At 52.1% G+C, this 17,779-nt stretch carries 12 protein-coding genes; 5 read left to right on the plus strand and 7 right to left on the minus strand.

All coding sequences use genetic code 11. The features are described 5' to 3' along the window. Positions 1-21: 21 nt before the first annotated feature. Both QWI17_RS13210 and QWI17_RS13215 read right to left on the minus strand, forming a co-directional pair. On the minus strand, positions 22-672 hold the full coding sequence (locus tag QWI17_RS13210; RefSeq protein ID WP_302722984.1) for a class GN sortase: 651 nt from the start codon (positions 670-672) through the stop codon (positions 22-24). Next, on the minus strand, positions 665-2,731 hold the full coding sequence (locus QWI17_RS13215; protein ID WP_302722985.1) for a marine proteobacterial sortase target protein: 2,067 nt from the start codon (positions 2,729-2,731) through the stop codon (positions 665-667). Before QWI17_RS13215 ends, QWI17_RS13210 begins: the two co-directional genes overlap by 8 nt. Positions 2,732-2,878: 147 nt before the next feature. On the opposite strand from QWI17_RS13215, the gene QWI17_RS13220 reads away from it, so the two are divergent. After that, the gene (locus tag QWI17_RS13220) at positions 2,879-3,436 is read left to right on the plus strand and encodes a GNAT family N-acetyltransferase (protein ID WP_302722986.1); all 558 of its coding nucleotides are present in this window, start codon (positions 2,879-2,881) and stop codon (positions 3,434-3,436) included. A 7-nt stretch (positions 3,437-3,443) separates the two neighbouring features. Here QWI17_RS13220 and QWI17_RS13225 read toward each other — a convergent pair whose 3' ends face one another. Further along, positions 3,444-3,989, minus strand: coding sequence for a TetR/AcrR family transcriptional regulator (locus QWI17_RS13225; RefSeq protein ID WP_302722987.1), 546 nt, complete (start codon positions 3,987-3,989; stop codon positions 3,444-3,446). A gap of 76 nt (positions 3,990-4,065) precedes the next feature. Here QWI17_RS13225 and QWI17_RS13230 point away from each other — a divergent pair, with 76 nt between their 5' ends. Then, positions 4,066-4,722 carry a glutathione S-transferase family protein gene (locus tag QWI17_RS13230; RefSeq protein ID WP_302722988.1) on the plus strand — a complete coding sequence of 219 codons (657 nt, stop codon included), beginning with the start codon at positions 4,066-4,068 and terminating at the stop codon, positions 4,720-4,722. Positions 4,723-4,756: 34 nt separating this feature from the next. Here QWI17_RS13230 and QWI17_RS13235 read toward each other — a convergent pair whose 3' ends face one another. Beyond that, positions 4,757-8,524 carry a glycoside hydrolase family 9 protein gene (locus QWI17_RS13235; RefSeq protein WP_302722989.1) on the minus strand — a complete coding sequence of 1,256 codons (3,768 nt, stop codon included), beginning with the start codon at positions 8,522-8,524 and terminating at the stop codon, positions 4,757-4,759. A 340-nt stretch (positions 8,525-8,864) separates the two neighbouring features. On the opposite strand from QWI17_RS13235, the gene QWI17_RS13240 reads away from it, so the two are divergent. Then, positions 8,865-10,028: a helix-turn-helix domain-containing protein gene (locus QWI17_RS13240; protein WP_302722990.1), complete on the plus strand. Its 1,164-nt coding sequence runs from the start codon at positions 8,865-8,867 to the stop codon at positions 10,026-10,028. A gap of 81 nt (positions 10,029-10,109) precedes the next feature. Here the strand turns inward: QWI17_RS13240 and ppc are convergent, their stop codons facing one another. The 3 genes from ppc to efp all read right to left on the minus strand — a co-directional run bounded on the left by ppc (position 10,110) and on the right by efp (position 14,598). After that, the gene (gene ppc, locus QWI17_RS13245) at positions 10,110-12,725 is read right to left on the minus strand and encodes a phosphoenolpyruvate carboxylase (protein WP_302722991.1); all 2,616 of its coding nucleotides are present in this window, start codon (positions 12,723-12,725) and stop codon (positions 10,110-10,112) included. Between the two features lie 339 nt (positions 12,726-13,064). Next, positions 13,065-14,015: an EF-P lysine aminoacylase EpmA gene (gene epmA, locus QWI17_RS13250; protein ID WP_302722992.1), complete on the minus strand. Its 951-nt coding sequence runs from the start codon at positions 14,013-14,015 to the stop codon at positions 13,065-13,067. 10 nt (positions 14,016-14,025) lie between these two features. Further along, the gene (gene efp, locus QWI17_RS13255) at positions 14,026-14,598 is read right to left on the minus strand and encodes an elongation factor P (RefSeq protein WP_302722993.1); all 573 of its coding nucleotides are present in this window, start codon (positions 14,596-14,598) and stop codon (positions 14,026-14,028) included. A 40-nt stretch (positions 14,599-14,638) separates the two neighbouring features. Here efp and epmB point away from each other — a divergent pair, with 40 nt between their 5' ends. Further along, entirely contained in the window at positions 14,639-15,646 is a 1,008-nt protein-coding gene (gene epmB, locus QWI17_RS13260; RefSeq protein WP_302722994.1) for an EF-P beta-lysylation protein EpmB, read from the plus strand. A 73-nt stretch (positions 15,647-15,719) separates the two neighbouring features. Beyond that, positions 15,720-17,522 (plus strand): cyclic-di-GMP receptor FimW-related protein, encoded by a 1,803-nt coding sequence (locus tag QWI17_RS13265; protein ID WP_302722995.1) that lies wholly within the window; start codon positions 15,720-15,722, stop codon positions 17,520-17,522. The last annotated feature ends 257 nt before the right edge of the window (positions 17,523-17,779 follow it).

Consider the following 17,779-nt stretch of genomic DNA (forward strand, 5'->3'; position numbering starts at 1 on the left):
CGACACACTTTGTAATAGTCGTTACAAGCGTACCCCTGCTAATTCTTGCCGCTCGGCGTACGCATCAATGCTATCGGCACGTACTACATAACGCAGCGGACCACCCGCCCGCAGCGCATCGAACGGAAAGCAAGTAACCAGCCACAGGGCGTCAGCGTCTGGATCAATCCATAGCTGGTTGTTACGCGCATCGGCAATACTGCGTTTGCTAATCATATAGCTGCGCCAATGGCCATTTTCGTCCTGCCAGCGCAAACGATCACCGTCGCGCAGGTCACGCAAGAAAGCAAAATGCGTGTCGCGGTGGCCTCCGATAACCCTGGCATCAGCAAAGGAGCCATCCATTAACCCCGGCCCAAACGCCAACGCCTCGCCATGGGTACCCGACAGGACAAACAAATCTCGCTCGACCCGCCCCTCTTTATCGAGCCACTGCAGTCGGCCGACCGGTTCGGTATCGGCCCAAGGCCAGGGGCGCGCTGTTACACCAGGTGCGTCTAACTTTTGCTGCCAGGCTCGTTCGATCAATACTTGCGCCAGCTGAGCTTTAACCTCAATCCCCAACGCGCTGCCCCACTGATAGAGCAGTACCAACAGCAAGACTGCTGACAGCATTAGGCGACCTGAGTGGCGCAATGGCAAGGGCTGGCGATCTGAATTCTTCTTAGGCACAGGTCACCTCCTTGCGGTTAAGCAACCACAACCCCAGTGCAGCCAAGCAACCGAGCAAAAAGTGCCAGTAGAGATTGGTCGCCGTCTGCGGGTAACCCACCGCCTGCATTGTGGAACCCGCCGGCATTGCATTCACCAAGGCATGCTCTGCGCTAGGGATAGAATCTGGCTTCGTGGGTGTTTTATCCACGGCCACCAAACTGGTAAACCGAGACATCAATTGGTACTCCAGCGCCACGGGCAATATTTTCGCGCGGGCCTGATCTCGCGCATCCAATCTAATCGCCTCATCTTCTAAAAATGCCACTTGTTCCCGACCAAAACGTCGCGCCAGTATTGGTACATCAACGTCTCCCGGGCTTTGCGCGGGTTCCGGTAACACCAGTTCTCGCACCCAGGCAGCACCAGAGCTTTCGCCACGAATCACTATGCGTTGATCCGACCGGCTTGGCCAGGGCGCTAACTTCACGGTCATAAGCAAAGGTTCACCCCAGTACAAATCCGGCACTTTGCGCGGAAAAACTTCCACCGGTTGCGGCCAGTCAATTTCGATATTGGCCACCACTGGTTTACGAAGTTTACTCAGCAAGCTTCGCATACGCTCTTGCACTTGCCCAGCGTTGGCAATTTCGGTGAAGGTACCGCGACCAAACTCCGCGGCGCGACGCATAAAATATCGATTGGGCGCGCTTCCTATGGCAACGGTAAAGAGCCGGGCACCTGCCAGACGCCGATGTATTAATTTGAGCAGCGCTGCCTCATTGCCCACACTGCCATCCGTGACAAATACAATTTGCTGCAAATGCTGCTCGCCGGCCTCATGCGCAAACGCTCGAGAGAGCGCGTCATGCATCTCGGTACCACCTTGCGCACGCATAGCACTAACCGCGCTCGCCGCTTTCGCTATATTTTCAGGCAGAGCCGATACAGCAGTGGGAAATACCGAGCGTGTATGACTGTCAAAAAAGATCACATTAAACCGATCCTGTGGGCCCAGTTGCTCGAGGGCGAGCTGTGCACTGGCGCGCGCCTGCTCAATGGATTGACCAGCCATGGAGCCCGACGTATCGAGCACTAGCAATAGCTCGCGTGGTAAGGCTTGTGTCGGCGTTATTTCTCGCGGTGGCATCAGCATAATTTGCGCATACCGATCGCCGCGCCACTGATCCATAAACTGCGCCGCTATCGGAGCGCTACTCGCCACGGGCAGCCACGTCAGCTCAAAATCCCTATCCATACTTACCTGCCCTTGGGCAAAGCGAATACTGCGCTCCCCCGCTGCCCCCTGCTCTGGCACACTGATGTCGAGCTTATGAGTACTACTGGTAACACTGGCCAACTCCATACCCGCGTTTAACTGTAAATCCAGCGTAACGGGGTTCAACAATTGCCCAGCGGTGGCATGTTTTTGGGGTGGCGTAATGGTGGCGGCGTCCCACACCTGATCCGTTGCCAACGCCCAGCCAGCACTACCGCTCGACAGGCGCGCCTCTGGCACTAACTCTTTGCGAGTTACACCCGGAATATAGCGTGGTGTCAACGTCATCGGCAGGCGCAAACGAAACTCTCCCGAGTCGTACAGCACTTGTTGGTTATAGCGAATGGCTATTTTAATTGACTCACCCGGACCAATATTGGCAATTTGCTGTCGGAATAAGTTGGGACGCTGCTGCTCCAGTAATGTTGCCTTTTTCCCCGCAGCCTTTGCCTGCTGATATATTTTTCGGGCCTCCTCTTTTTCCTTAATTTCGCCCTCAATAACACGCTGCCCTATCTGCATCGTTAGACGATACACCACACTGTCTTCAGCCAACGGATAGACATAAGTCGCATTTAACCAGCGCTGCGAAGTGTTGTGAAACTCCTGCTCCACCACAACCTCCGCGTGCATGCCCTGCACACGCATTGTTACATCGCTCGCTACATGCGCCGCTGCGTCGCCATTACTGAAAACCAGTTTTCCGGCACCTGGCGACTCTTCACCTAGTGCCGAATGTGCCAATAGCATGAACAGCAGCCTATACGCCAGAGCTCTGTACCCACCCCGATTAATCACCATTACCATTCTCCTTGTTGCCGATTGATGTTTTGGCTGTCAGTAACAGTTAAACAGGGCAAAAAGGCACAGGCGGGCTGAGCTTCGGGCAAACCAATGATCAATTGTGATTAAATATGGCAACCCAGTAGAGAGAACCTATACCGAGATATGATTTCTGACAACGCTATAGCGCTAAGTGATGAATTGGTCATGCGGCTATTGCAAGCCGATGACGCTCCAATGTTGTTCACTCAAATTGACCGCAATCGCTTGCACCTGCGTCAGTGGCTGCCTTGGCTGGATGATGCGACGCAACTGACCGATTCGGAGCACTTTATTGGACTCACCCGCAATGAAAGCCAATCAGGCGCGGCATACACCTTCGCCATTACACTGCAACAAGAGCTAATTGGGATCTGTTCACTGGATGCGATTGAGCAAAACAAACAAAGCGCCAATATTGGCTACTGGCTGGCTGAAGCACACTGCGGGCAAGGCATTATGACGCGCTGCGTAGAGCGATTAATAACAATTGCCTTTAGGGATATCGGCTTGCGCCAACTGCATTTAAACACGGCCGAGGGCAACGGAAAAAGTCGCGCCATAGCCGAGCGTTTACATTTTCGTCAGCGTTATAAAATTCTCAACGCAGAAGATCTGTACGGTGAATGGATAGATCATATTCGCTATACACTGAACACTGAAGACTGGACCACTGACAGATAATCGCCGCTCAGAACACACCGTCACGGCAAGCCTGTAACACACGCTCCTGAAGTTCGGGCTCATTAATGGCCCGCGCCAGAGCCAAACCTCCAATCATTAATACTGCATTACGTATTTCTTTGTCGGGGTCGCCTTTGGCCGACGTTGCCCTTACCGCTGCGATAAATCCTTTCAACACTTGCGTATAGGCATCGCGCACTTGCTCATCGCGCTGATGAATATCTGAGGTTAGAAAAGCCAACGGACAACGGGTGGTTTTACCCTCGGCATGGCTCAGCATTAAATACCGGGTGGCAATATCCGCAACACTGGGCCCTTCCTGTAGCCCATGCATAACGCGATCCCGCGCGCACCGGGCAGCATGCGAAATAGCCTCAGCGTAGAGCTCAGACTTGGAGTTAAAGTGCGCGTAAAAGGCTCCTCGCGTCAATCCCGCCGCCAACATCACGTCATCAATGGATACATGATCAAAACCAAGCTCGGTGAATAAACTGGCCGCCGCCTCGACGATATTCTGCCGGGATTGCTGTTTGTGCTCTTTTTGCCACGCCATAATAAAACCTTAAATATGTTGTTGAACATATTTTAAATGATTTTAGTATGTATGCAAAACCCATAAGGAGAGAACAGTGAGCGATTCAATTCATATCATTGGCGTAGGCTTTAGCACCTTTGCACGATCTGTAGCATTGGCTTGTGAGGAAAAACAGTTGGCGTATACATTGGACATGAGCAAGGACGGCCTCCCCATTGCCATGAAAAGCGACCCACATATGGACCTTCACCCCTTCGGCAAGATTCCCGTACTGATACACGGCGATCGCCACCTATCGGAAACGGCCTGTATTATTCGCTACCTGGATAACGAATTTGGCCCGTCCACTCTGCAGGGAACAAACAACTTTGAAAAGGCGCAAATCGAACAATGGTGTTCCTTGATCACGCAATACATCGACTTTTACGTCGTAAAGCAATATATGCTGGAATTGGTATTACCCAAGGGGGACGACGGTAGTGTGCGCTATGACGTGATTGAATCTAATCGCCCGGCCGCCGAGCACGCACTGAGCGTGGTAGAAACGCAACTTGGACACAATGAGTATTTAGTGGGAAATCGATTTTCCATGGCCGACATTATGTTAGCGCCTATGCTGGCCTACAACTTTGAATCGCCACCGTGCCTGAACATTGTTGCCCAGTCCGATACGCTGAGCGCTTATGCCCTGCGATTACAAGAGCGTAAAAGTGGCCAGACGGTGTTAAAACCACTGGCCGCATCCCTCTAACAATGGCAGGCCACTATGGCCTGCCATCATTGGATCAATAACAGTTATTGCCACCGGGTTCTGCGATTACCACAGGGTCGGAAATCGCCCAGCTGTCACTGCCAGACCAAACATGCCCATGGTAGACATCGCTCAGGGTGGCTCCGGGAGCTATTGCTACACCATTAGACTCAAGGCGGTAACGCCACGTTTCCTCTTGCACCACGTTGTACTGAGTGCTGGAAAATACATTCTGAATAGCAGCTGGCGCTTCCAGATAATCTTCACTCGGCCACTCCAGAACTAAACTCCAGTCAGTCACGGCCTGGTCACTGGTGTTAGTAACCGAGAACGAACCCAACCAGTCGCCGTCACTGTAACGAGTTTGCACTCCAACATCGCAACGCAATACCGGATCTCCGGAAATGGTAATACTCACAGGGTCACTGGTTTCGCTTGCCAAACCTGTATCGGATGCAACCGTCCAGGTATGCGTACCGGGCGACATATCTAATGAGGTAAGTTCGCGCAACCGGTGCACACGGGCTTCCATTCGCGTCCAGTTGCCCTGTGGAATAATCCACACACCGTCGTCCCGAGCCGTCAGGTCTAAACGATTGCCTTGCTCATCCAGTATGTGAAGGTCCTGTCCACTGTTATTAAACCAGCTGAGCGTTACGAAATCGTCGCCCGTAAACGCGCCGTTTTCACCACCTTCCAAACTAATGATATCGACAGTTTTCTCAGCAGGAGTGCCACAATCACCACCAATACTTGTGATGTTAGCAGGAGTGTAACCATTAAAGCCCGGCTCCCAGTGTTTTACGGTAGGGTCGTAGCCAGTCACGGTTAATGTCATATTGCCGCCGGCGGGGATAGACCCGTTCCAGCCACTGTCTACCACCGACCAAACCCCACCTGACGTTACACTGCCGCTGGACAATGTATAGCCGGGCACTTGGTACCACTCACTCCCCAAGGCGCTATCCGCACCAACAGTTATTGCCAGCTCCCATCCGTTAACATCCTGAGCAGTATTATTTTCCAGCAGCACCTCAGCATTCCAGTGACTGTTATAGGCATCGACATCCTGCACGACCTGCCAAGTGCAACTTAATGGTGAAGCGCTCGAGGTCGTTATGGAAATCGTCCCCTCGGTAGATACATCGGTTCCGCGCTGGAATTCATAGGTTAATGTATCCACGCCGCTCACAACATCGACACTATAGGTCAACACGCCATTGGCATCTATGGTTGCCGTACCAAACTCGGGAGGCTCGACAATGACAAACGTATCGCCGGCCTGAGCGTTGTTAATCGTTGCCAAGTCTAGCGTACCGCTGCTGGCCTCACCGATATCCAGTGCCGCGTCTTCGGCCACTAAACCACCGCAGGCTTGCGGTAAAGCTCCGCTAGCAGCTTCGTCCAAATAGGCGCTCACCCAGGCCAAAGGCGTATTCCAGTTAATGGTGATTTCGTTGGTTGAGTAAGCCTCCAGTTCATCGACATAACACTTTAATGGGGAGCACCCATCCAATAGCGCTAAGGCAATAGGATCTTCCATGCCAGCGTTAGGCCCGCCCACCAGCACACCCGGTGGTGGTGTAGGAAAGCTGCTATTCTGGCTGTTAGACCAGTAGCGGTGATGCGGGTTTTGCACGGACTTCTCGCCATAACCTGTAACATAAGCTGTGCCCATAGGGTTGTGTCCCATCAGGTAGCCCATCGCACGATTCATGGTTTCCAGATAAGCATCCGTAGTGCAACCGGTAAAGTCGCGGGCAAGTCCCATAACCAACGCATTATTGAGAACATTAGAGTTGGATCCCCAATAAACCGTATCCACATTGAAAGGTACACCGTAGCCTTCGCCCTCACTGGCGGCCACATAGGTGTCTGCGCGATTAGTAATTGCAGTGCGAGCTTGGCTGATCCAGGTGCTGTCCACCCCTGCAGTTTCACCCGCTGTTGCCAAAGACATAACCCCTAAACCCGACACATGGGCCCAGGTCATACTGGTTTGAGGGTCCGCACTTGGCAACTGCAGATGCAAACTGGTGGCCGCTGTCATATCAGCCGCATAACCACTGGCATCGGTACCCGAATCAATATTGGCAGCAATATAGAGTTCCGTAGCCGCCCAGTAAAACTCATCTTGAACATAGCTTGCACTGGCCGCGGTACGATCTCCAGGCAAGTCTTCATATTGACCACCACCATCACCAGACGGGCTGGTATAAGGTGCGCGCAAATACGCAGTGTTTTGCGCTGCGTCATACGCCGTCTTGGCCTTACTTAAACACTCATTGGCAAAAGCGGTATCGATATCTTTGTAGACGCGATAACACTGTGCCCCGATAGCCGCAAAATTTAATGTTGCCGCAGTCGATGGTGCCCAAATATGCCTAGGATTAGCTGAGGCTGTGGCAGTGGCGGGGTTAAAGGCGCTAGCAGTCCAACTGTCATCATGCAACTTGTGATACACCATACCAGCATTTTCATAACCTGCCGGGATTTGCATTTTAAGCATCCACTCAATTTCATAGCGAGCCTCGTCGAGGATATCCGCGGTACCGTTACCCGCCTCAGGTATAGCCATAGTGCCGTCAGCGAAGTCACCCGCATTCGCACCTAAGTGCAGTGCGCGCTCGTACTGGTTCAACATAGTCCAAACAGAAATACCGCCGTTAACGACGTATTTTCCGTGGTCACCGGCATCGTACCAACCGCCACCAGCATCTACGCCCGTGCGACACTCAAAGCTATTGTCGACACAGCCTTTAGTGTCAAGGTTGTTGTCGTACTCGTGCCCAGCCGCACGCGCCAGATCAGCGCCCACCAAACTGGCGTCCACCGCACTGCCCGCCCTATTGTGATAAAAATAAGCTAGGGCATCATATTTCATTGCGCTATACACATCGCTCTGTATGGCGAAACTGGGGCTGAAGTGTTGTTCCGCCCCCTCTAAAATTTCCAATACAAACGCCGGGCCCGTCGCCCCAACGCCGGAAAAATCTATCGTATGCAAGTAGTCGCCCGAAGCACTATCTTCACCAACGGCTGACGTAGAACCGGTGGCCACTTCAGTAGCGGTACCCGCTGTCACTTCTTCACGCGAGCCTTCCAATAACCGCCATACTCTAGGTGTAGACTTATTGACTGCAGCTAAAGGAACTGCATAAGACGCGACCTTTTCAAGCTCTGGCAGATAGCCCGCTTGATTGACGTGTACAAGCAAGGCGGGTGCCTTCGGCTCTTCGGGCTCGCACGTAGAACAATTTAGAACAAAGTCATCAAAGCAGATTTCTGTTCCCGGTGACAAACGGGTTCCTCCCATCTGCAACACAAACTCTACACCCGAGTAATCGCTGCTCGGATCAAATGTGCCCGATACAACACTAGTGCCACCAACACTGTGGGCTGCTCCCGCATTGTCGAGGTTGTAATTCTCCTCACTACCTTGATCAAATTGAACGAATACGCTGCCCGAAGCAGAAGAGTGAACGGCAAACTCGTACGTATATTCGGCATCTGCCGCTATATCCAACCCAGCTTGACGCAAGGTAACATGCCACCCGCCACCTCCCGGGTCGGTCACATTTAGGCAGTACTCGCCATTCTCTACTTGAGCGGTAAATGCAGAGGTCACACCTCCCCAGCCAATGCTATTTTCCCAGGGGAATTCACCGGTCTCAAAGTCTGAATTTTCTAGAATATTAACTTGCGCCAACGCGCTTGCCGCACCCAAAAGACTTAATGCGCCAGTTACGGCCGTAGCCAGTAAATGACGGCGTCTAAGGGGGCGCTTTTTTAGTGTATCCACAGGACTCTCCGATTTATTGTTAGTTATTAAATGTCCGCCGTAGCGGGTAATCAGGCAACTCTCGAGTACATACACCCAAGAGCCGCGACACTTAATCACGCCGCCCCCACAAAAGCGTCCAAAGCATTGCAATAGTGAAAATTTGAACGTACAGATAAAATATGAACGCCCACAAGCCACAGCCAGCAAGGGCTGGCACATAAAGCAACGCAATGGAATTTTGTTCCTACAAGCAGTGGAATAGCTTGGTATACTGCTCCCGGCGGGCCAATTTTCAGGTCCACCATTAAGCTCGGTTAAGACAAGCAAAAAATAATGAATAAAAAAGCTTAGAGAATTTATGGATTCAGTTATATTCAACACTCACGATGTAGTGCTGCTCATGACGGCATACCAGTGTGTACTTTACGCATTGTTATTGCTTGTTTTGAGCCGTGGCCACTTACCAAGAAATCTGTTTCTGGCACTTTTTTTATTATCGCACGCCGCCATTCCGCTGGACATTTTGATTAATTTTGGCGAGGAGTTTCGTTACGTCGCGCTCGACATCTCTCCCAATCTTTTTTATATTTTTGGCTTCGCCTATTGGCTGGAGGGCCCTTTACTTCTTTGGTACACCCGTTCAGCACTGTATAAGAATTATCGCCCCAAGCCCTTTGAATACTTATATTTAGCGCCCTTTTTACTGTACTTGGGCTATGAGATTTTGTTTTATTACAGTTTATCCGGCGATGCTAAAACTGCTTTACAGCAAGGCTACGATCTCGCCCTGGCACCTAAATACATGAACTATGTGACCTTTGTGCGCGAACTGATCCGCATCAGTTTTGGCGTAATGTGCGTCATCGAAATCCGGCGTTATCGTTCACACATTCGACAAAACTTCTCTGACATTCAAAGCATTGACTTTCGCTGGCTTAACCTTTTGGTCGATGGATTTCTGATACTGCGCGTTATTGCTGTCATTGTTAGCATCATGATTCTGTGTAGCTTTCACTTCGGAATGACCTTCGATTTTCGCACCATGGGTTTAACCGCCAACTACCTTACATTTTTACTGGTCAGTGTATTAATCTTTTTTAGCCTGAGACATTCATCACTGGTTGGCACTGTACAGGAATTTAACACTAAGAAGGATGACGCGAATCGGGAGATATTTCAGTCAACCGATATCGATAAACTGCTCGATGTAATGGAGCAGGATTCTCCATTTTTGCAACATGCACTTACCGTAGACGAACTTGCGAATATGGTTGGCATCCCACCTAAAACACTTTCAGCCATTTTCAAACAACACTTCGGTAAAAATTTTTACGAGTTTATAAACAGCTATCGAATAGACAAAGCTCAGGCACTGCTATCCGACCCCATCCATAAAGACAATAGCATTCTGGATATTCTTTACGAAGCAGGCTTTAACAGTAAGGCAACCTTTAATACCCTATTCAAAAAACGCGTGGGCATGACACCCTCAGAGTTTCGCAAACACCAACTGCAAGGCTAAAACACACTTTCAGTAACAAGAAAAAGGGAAGGCAGCTCAAGCCACCTCCCGTTCACTGTCGCCCGTGAACCGTTCCCCGACTTACCCTGTGTTACGCATACCAGCGGAAATACCGGCCATGGTTACTTTCAAAGCGCGTTCGAGCTCTTCGCTAAACGGCTTGCCGCTGCGATGACGTTTGAGCAGCTCCGCCTGTAAATAATTAAGAGGATCAATGTAGGGCTTACGCACACTTAACGTTTGACGCAACATAGGATCGCTTTCGAACAATGCATCTTGCTTTTTGATGCGGTTGATCAGCACTTCCAGTGCGCCTAAATCAGCGCGCAATTCCTGTCCCAGCGGGTGCAACTCTTTGGGTACCAATTGCTTTTCATAGTAAGCGGCAATCGGTGTGTCCGCCTTACCGATCACCATTTCCAGCAAATCCAGGAACGATGAAAAGAAGGGCCAGTTATCCACCATATCGTTAAGGGTCGCGGGCGCTTCTTGGAGGGCAAATTCCAAAGCCTGACGGGTGCCAAGCCATGCAGGTAAATTTAGGCGCACTTGCATCCAGGCGAAAACCCAAGGAATCGCTCGCAAACTTTCCACACCACCGGTGGCCTTGCGTTTGGCAGGTCGCGATCCCAACGCCAACAAGCCCAACTCTTGCTCGGGCGTGAGAGAGCGGAAGTAAGGCACAAATTGCGGATGCCCACGCACCACCCGACGATAGCCCTCAAGGCTCGCCTGCGCCATGCGTTCGATTAATTCACGCCACTGCTCCTGCGGCGCCTCGTGCGGTTCCAATGTCGCGCGCAAGGTTGCCACCACATACGTTGAGAAACTCGCAAACGCCACTTTCGGCAGGCCAAACTTATAGCGAATCATCTCGCCTTGCTCGGTCACACGAATCTTGCCCTTGACCGAACCCGGTGGCTGCGAAGCCATGGCCTTTTCTACCGGACCGCCGCCACGGCCGACGGTACCGCCGCGGCCGTGGAACAGAACCAAATCCACACCGTGCTTCTCTGCCAGCTGCACCAGCCTCTCTTGCGATTTATATTGCGCCCAGGTCGCAGCGAATTTACCGGCATCTTTGGCCGAGTCCGAATAGCCAATCATTACCGTCTGTTTACCGTCGGTGTATTCGCGGTACCAAGGTAACTGCCAAAGCAAATCCATTACCTGGGCGGAGCGGTCCAGATCATCCAGTGTTTCAAACAAGGGGACAATCGGCATATTCCAGCCCATACCGCACTCTTTCAAAAGCAGGGCGACAACCAATACATCGGAAGGCTGTTGCGCCATCGAAATAATGTAAGTGGATAGCGCCTCGCGTGGCTCTGAGGCGACCACTTTACAAGTGGCCAGCACCTCTGCGCCCTCGTCACTGACGGGCCATTGGGTAGGAAAGAGTGGGCGCTTGTCCTGCAGGTGTTTAAGCAAAAACTCCTGACGTTCGGCCTCACTCCACTCCAGGTAGCTGCCCATTTCTAAATAGCGAGTCAGCTCATCCATCACATTTAAATGACGCTCACCATCCTGACGAATATCCAAAGGAACCAAATTAATGCCAAAGCTGTAAACCCGACGGATAGTGTCCATCAGGGGACCATTGGCAATGTGCGGCAGCCCCACTTCGCGCAGCGAGCGGTAGCAAAGCATCAATGGCTGCAGCAGGTCTTCGCGTGACTCAATGATACCGTCCGGCTTAGCGGGCTGCTGCCCCTTTAAGGTTGCCTCTGCCCAGTCTAGGGTTGCCTGAACTTTAGTGCGCAACCCGGCCAGATAATCGCGGTAAGGTGTGTCGCTTTGACCAACCACGGCTTTCAACTCGTCGCTTGCTGCCAGCATACTCAGGTCACCGTAAAGACCCTGAACATCGCGCAGGTAAAGCTCGGCCGCCATCCAACGTCCCAGCAACAACACTTCGCGGGTTACCTTGTGGGTCACATTGGGATTGCCGTCCCGGTCTCCCCCCATCCAGGAGTAAAAGCAAAACGGCTGTAGGTCGAGCGGTAAGGACTCATCCAGATGTCGGCTACACAGTCGGTCCATGTGACGAATAAAATCCGGCACTGCTTGCCAGAGGCTGTTCTCAATAACCGCGAACCCCCACTTGGCTTCATCCACCGCGGTAGGACGCTCGGCGCGAATTTCATCAGTGCTCCAAATTTCTTCCACCAGGCGATGCAGGCGGCCACCTATTTTGTCTTTTTCAAACGACAGTAAATTACCGCGCTGCTGATCAGACAAGGTGGTCACGATTTGATCGTATTTGCGAATCAAAGTACGTCGCGTCACTTCCGTTGGGTGCGCCGTTAGCACGAGCTCGATACGCAGGTTGCGAATCACCTCTACCAGCTTTTCCCGACCATAGGTCTCAGAAAAGTTGAGGAGCATTGCCTTGAGACCATCCTCTGGTTCAGCCTCGGCGCTGGCGCCGTACTCTTGATCGGCAATATTGGCGAGGTTCAAAAACTGATTAAATGCCCTAACAATGGGCAGAATGTCATTGTCGTCCAGCTCTTCGAGCAGTTCCACCAACGCACTTGGGTCGTCATCTTCACTTTGATTGATGGTTTTCCCAAGCTGACGGATTTGCTCGATCTTACCGAAGCGAGCCTCACCTTCGTGATCGCGAATGGTTTCACCCAATAGCTCGCCCAATAAACGGACGTTTTCACGCATGGTTTCAGGTAGCTGTTGCATCGAGTCTCTCCGTTGCTAAAAAAGTGTATTTTAAAAGATTTTTCCAGTGCTCGCATCGCGGTGGGCGGTTCAGCCAACCCTTATCCACACCATCTGTGGATAACTTTGTGCAAGAGTTTTTAGTAACCTTCCCCAGCCCCCGTGGACACTCGCCCCGACCCAACTGTGTGATTACCACTCAGCACAGAACTTGCACAAATTCAGGGGGTTAGAGCGCACCGTTATGAACGTTTTACAACCAAGAATGCTCACTCAGCGAACATAATTGTAGTCCGGCGCAGCGCCCGCCGGCACAATTAGTACGCCTTATTACTGCAAAAAGCTCAATCTATTCACACCCTAGGCTCGCGCAGTGGAAAACGTTAACACTTGCTGGATATGTTCCAATCCTAAACTTTGCATTAACAGCCGATCGACCCCTAACGCGACACCGGCGCAATTTGGCAGGCCATCTTTCATCGCCGCAAGCAATCGTTCATCCGCCGCAATGTAGGGCAAGCCAAGCTCCTCGCGTCGACGCTGATCGGCCGTAAAGCGCAGGGCCAACTCAGTGGCATCTGTCAGCTCCCAATAACCATTAGCTAATTCCATACCATTTAGGAATGCCTCAAACCGACGCGCGACTGGCTGGCCGGTTGCATCGGGCGCTATTCGCGCGAGAGCCGCTTGCGACACGGGATAATCGTAAATAAATGTAAGGCCTTGGGGGAGGCGAGATTCGAGCCGGTGCGTGATGAGCAAATCCAACCAGTCATCCTTCGACAAACCATCTGGATTTATCTCAATCCACTGCGCGCCAAGGGTTTGCAGCTCCTCGCGAGTTGCGCAGTGAGGGTCCACCCCCAGTTCATTGAAAAACCAATCCCGGTAACTCAGATAGTTTACCGCCAGATCCGGCACCACAGCCTTCACCAACTCGGCCACCTCAGCCATCAGAGCCCGGTCGTCGAGCTCCACTCGATACCATTCGAGCATGGTGAATTCACAATTATGACGCCGACTCGACTCACCGTCGCGAAAAGCCTTACCCAACGAATAAATACACCTGGGCATCTGCGCCAGCAAACGTTTCATGGCGTACTCTGGCGAGCTTTGCAAGTACGCCTGCCGCCCATTTCGCTCGGCCACTACGGGCTGAATAAAAGGGTCGGTCACAAAGTGCTGACACAGCAACGGCAGCTCGACCTCGAGTACATGGCGAGAAGCAAAAAAATGACGAATCAACTGATAAAGCGCGGCCCGCGCCTCAAGGGCTGCGGGCGTGCTGGTAGGCAGGTGGTGATCACTCATATTGAGCGAATCAATCTTTAGAGGCGCGTCCCAAATATTCGCCGGTACGCGTATCTACCCGAACCACATCACCCTGGTTCATAAATAGAGGCACTTTGACCACCGCACCGGTGCTCAAGGTCGCAGGCTTAGTACCGCCCTGTGCAGTGTCGCCCTTAAGCCCAGGGTCAGTTTCGGTTACTTCCAGCTCAACGTGATTGGGCGGCGTAATAACCAATGGCGCATCGTTGAACAGTGTAACCACGCACTTATCCTGCTCACGCAGCCACTTCGCAGCATCGGCGACGGCTTTTGCATCAGCGGCAAACTGCTCGAAGCTGTCCGGGTCCATGAAGTGCCAAAACTCACCGTCGGTATACAGGTACTCCATGTCGCGATCCATGACATCCGCACCTTCCAGCGAGTCGGTCTGACGGAAAGTACGCTCCCACACCCGGCCGGTGGCCAAATTGCGCAATTTGACGCGATTAAAAGCCTGACCTTTGCCCGGTTTTACCAGTTCATTTTCAACAATCGTACAAGGATCTCCGTCCAACATTACTTTCAGACCTGTGCGGAAATCATTGATAGAATAGGTTGCCATACACCCTCTCGAATTCATTTATCAAATTTTAAAGGCGCCAATGATACATCGAACCGCCCTCACTTGGCACACCGAAAGCTGGCAAGAGGCGCTGAAAAACCTGATTCGCAGTCCAAAAGAGCTGTTTGAGCTGTTACAGCTAGACAACACAGACCTTGAAATGGCGCTAGAGGCTTGTGGCCAGTTTGAATTACGGGTACCGCGCAGCTTCGCGGCACGAATGCAAATTGGTGACCCAAACGACCCGCTGCTCAAGCAAGTCTTGCCCACGGGGCGCGAATTGTTGGCTGAACCGGGCTACAGTCAGGACCCATTGGGAGAACAGGCCGCCAATCCGCACCCGGGTTTAATTCACAAATACAAAGGCCGGGTATTGCTCGTGGTGACCGGCAGTTGCGCCATTAATTGTCGCTACTGCTTTCGCCGTCATTTCCCCTACCAAGACAATCGCCCGAGCCGGGAAACCTGGCGGCAGGCTCTTGACTACATCGCTCAAGACGACAGCATTAACGAGGTGATATTCAGCGGCGGCGACCCACTCAATGCGCCAGACAGCACGCTGCAATGGTTGAGCGCGCAGATTGCGCAGATTCCACACATTACCCGTTTGCGGGTACACAGCCGATTGCCCATTGTGATTCCAGCGCGCATTACCGATAGCTGTCTCGAATGGATGGCCAGCGATCGCTTTGACAATGTACTAGTCATTCACGCGAACCACGCCAATGAAATAGATGCCGGAGTGGCCTCAGCTCTGGCTCGCTTAAAGAGCCATGGGGTTACCTTGCTCAACCAAACCGTACTGCTCAATGGTGTCAATAATCATGCCCAGACACTCATCAATCTCAGTGAACGACTGTTCCAGTGCGGCGTTGTACCCTACTACTTACACATGCTGGACAAAGTCGCGGGAGCCGCCCACTTTGACGTGGATCAAGCGGACGCTCGACGCCTTGTACAAGTCATGCGAGAGAACTTACCAGGCTATTTGGTACCCAAGCTGGTGCGTGAAATTGCGGGTGAGGCGAGTAAAACTCCCATTCTATAGTCGACGGTTAGGCGACAGAGGCTGTGGTTATCCGCTATATTGCTAATACTGACCGCAAAGATTCCGTTGAAATATGACAGAGCCTTCTCAACAATCGCTGCTAGAGCGCTTAAAGCTGCCCGAACCGGACCTCAAGCAATTGAGCTTCTGTAAAAGCACCTCGGTCAAAAATATCGAGCAGTGGGTAGATAGTTTGCCGTTAACGCGCACCAGCTTTGTCAGTGCAATTCTCTATTCAGCACTGCCAGAGTTAGCGCGTTTAAAAACCGACGGTGACACACACTTCAAAATGCTTGAGGTCGTTCGCCCGGTGATATATGGCTGCGTTAGTGGCCTGTCAAAAGCTTTTCTAAATCAACCCATCATTTTACCAGAGCCCGCGCGCAAGGCCGCTACGGTGGCGCAGGCACTGCAAAAGCACCTAAGCAATGCTTATACCTGCGCCGTTCGGGACAGCTTTACCAACAAAACCAGCCAAGATGTGAAGGCTCTGTGTATCCACCGCGCAATTACGGGGCTTGGTTTATTGTTGCTGCGCAGCTATCAGCTGTACACACCAACCCCGAGCCAAGCCTGGCGAGAGCTGCATACGCTATACCATTTAGCGGAGCTCAGCGGACTGTCACAGGTGCTACTGCGTGACCCCATGGTGGGGCAGCGCGGTGTGCGCACCATTGAGCAGGCCTACTTGCGCGTTGTATTACTGTCCGCCTGCCGCCCCAATCAATTGCGTCAAAACGACCTGCACAACATATACAATGCGCTAGAGGACTGGTCGGCAAAAGCATCGCTTAATAAGCTAGACCCTTCCGGGACCAAGAATTTGTACAGCGTTATGCTGGACAGCGAAGCCCCTCCGGTTTATCGCACCCGGCTAGCACTCTATGAAAGCCAAGATATTCGCCAACTGGACACCACTGAACTATGTCAATCCCTGCACGAGATGGTGACAGACCCAGAGCGGCTAAAATCATTGAAGCTCAATACCAGTCTACTGGGCCACGCGATTGATGCATGGCAGCAACCGGCGCAACGCAATTTCGAACGCACAGCCGGCGACGGACAGCTGGAGGTTTGCGTCGGGCTAACCAACCTGCATTTTCATGTAGCCGATGAAACGCCGTTCAATCTGTTCATCAGGCAAACCTCAAGCTTTGATATCGAGGGCGACGGTGAAATATTTAAAAAACACAGCGTGAAACTGAAAGACCGTATCGACCCCAGCCAAGCTGACCCATGGGGGGATGCTTATGATATCGCCAAACCTAGAATGGCGGGGAGCGACAAGCCCACCACCAATATCGACCAGGCACTGCAACAAGGTGCGCGCATGCGGTATCGCGGTCAGCACCCCATATTTTCCGTCGAGATTATTGATGTTAGCGCAGGTGGTTATTGTCTGGAATGGCACACCGCAAGCCCGCTGCAACTGAAAGCCGGTGAACTGCTTGGGGTGCGCGAGCCCGGCCGCTTTAAGTGGGCCATTGCCGCAGTGCGCTGGGTGCAGCAAACCCGCAACACCAGCCAACTGGGCATTCAATTACTGGCCCCCCAGGCACACCCAGGAGCGGCCGCACCCATCCACAAAACTGGTGACACGTCTGAATATCATCGCGTACTGGCACTACCTGCGCAAAGGCTGGCCAACCGCCCGGCAAGCTTGTTGACCAATGCGGTGTCTTTTCACGAGCAGCAAAAGGTAAAACTTTATCAGGGGGGGCAATTGGCCACGCTACAATTGACCCGACGACTTTTTAGCACAGGCTCCGTGAGTCAGTTTGCCTACAAAAACCTAACCAGTGCCAGCGATCAACCTGAAAAGAACGACTCCCGATCCACTTCGGAGGATGATTTCGAATCGGTTTGGCGCAATTAGTAACGCTGGGGACGTCTACTATGTCGCATAATATCGACATATGCCCCACTCACATGCAGTTCTATACGCCAATAGCTATTGTCGTAGGCCCGGATTCGGGTAATATAGTTGCCGCACTAGCTCGGTTGAGCTAATAATTTCAACTAGATGGCGACAAACGGTAGCAACAGACACCGCAACGGCCTATTACAAGTCGCCGTGCATTGGTTTGACTCTCGCATGTGGTGGATTGCAGGCAACGGGTCACCCATAAAATC

This window comes from Gilvimarinus gilvus (genome assembly GCF_030518155.1).
Lineage (GTDB): Bacteria > Pseudomonadota > Gammaproteobacteria > Pseudomonadales > Cellvibrionaceae > Gilvimarinus > Gilvimarinus gilvus.

What these genes read in the sequence shown, in the direction of transcription:
- QWI17_RS13215 (WP_302722985.1), bottom strand. Translation starts at nt 2,731, where the DNA reads ATGGTGATTAATCGGGGTGGGTACAGAGCTCTGGCGTATAGGCTGCTG.
- QWI17_RS13220 (WP_302722986.1), top strand. Translation starts at nt 2,879, where the DNA reads ATGATTTCTGACAACGCTATAGCGCTAAGTGATGAATTGGTCATGCGG.
- QWI17_RS13225 (WP_302722987.1), bottom strand. Translation starts at nt 3,989, where the DNA reads ATGGCGTGGCAAAAAGAGCACAAACAGCAATCCCGGCAGAATATCGTC.
- QWI17_RS13240 (WP_302722990.1), top strand. Translation starts at nt 8,865, where the DNA reads ATGGATTCAGTTATATTCAACACTCACGATGTAGTGCTGCTCATGACG.
- ppc (WP_302722991.1), bottom strand. Translation starts at nt 12,725, where the DNA reads ATGCAACAGCTACCTGAAACCATGCGTGAAAACGTCCGTTTATTGGGC.
- epmA (WP_302722992.1), bottom strand. Translation starts at nt 14,015, where the DNA reads ATGAGTGATCACCACCTGCCTACCAGCACGCCCGCAGCCCTTGAGGCG.
- efp (WP_302722993.1), bottom strand. Translation starts at nt 14,598, where the DNA reads ATGGCAACCTATTCTATCAATGATTTCCGCACAGGTCTGAAAGTAATG.
- epmB (WP_302722994.1), top strand. Translation starts at nt 14,639, where the DNA reads ATGATACATCGAACCGCCCTCACTTGGCACACCGAAAGCTGGCAAGAG.
- QWI17_RS13265 (WP_302722995.1), top strand. Translation starts at nt 15,720, where the DNA reads ATGACAGAGCCTTCTCAACAATCGCTGCTAGAGCGCTTAAAGCTGCCC.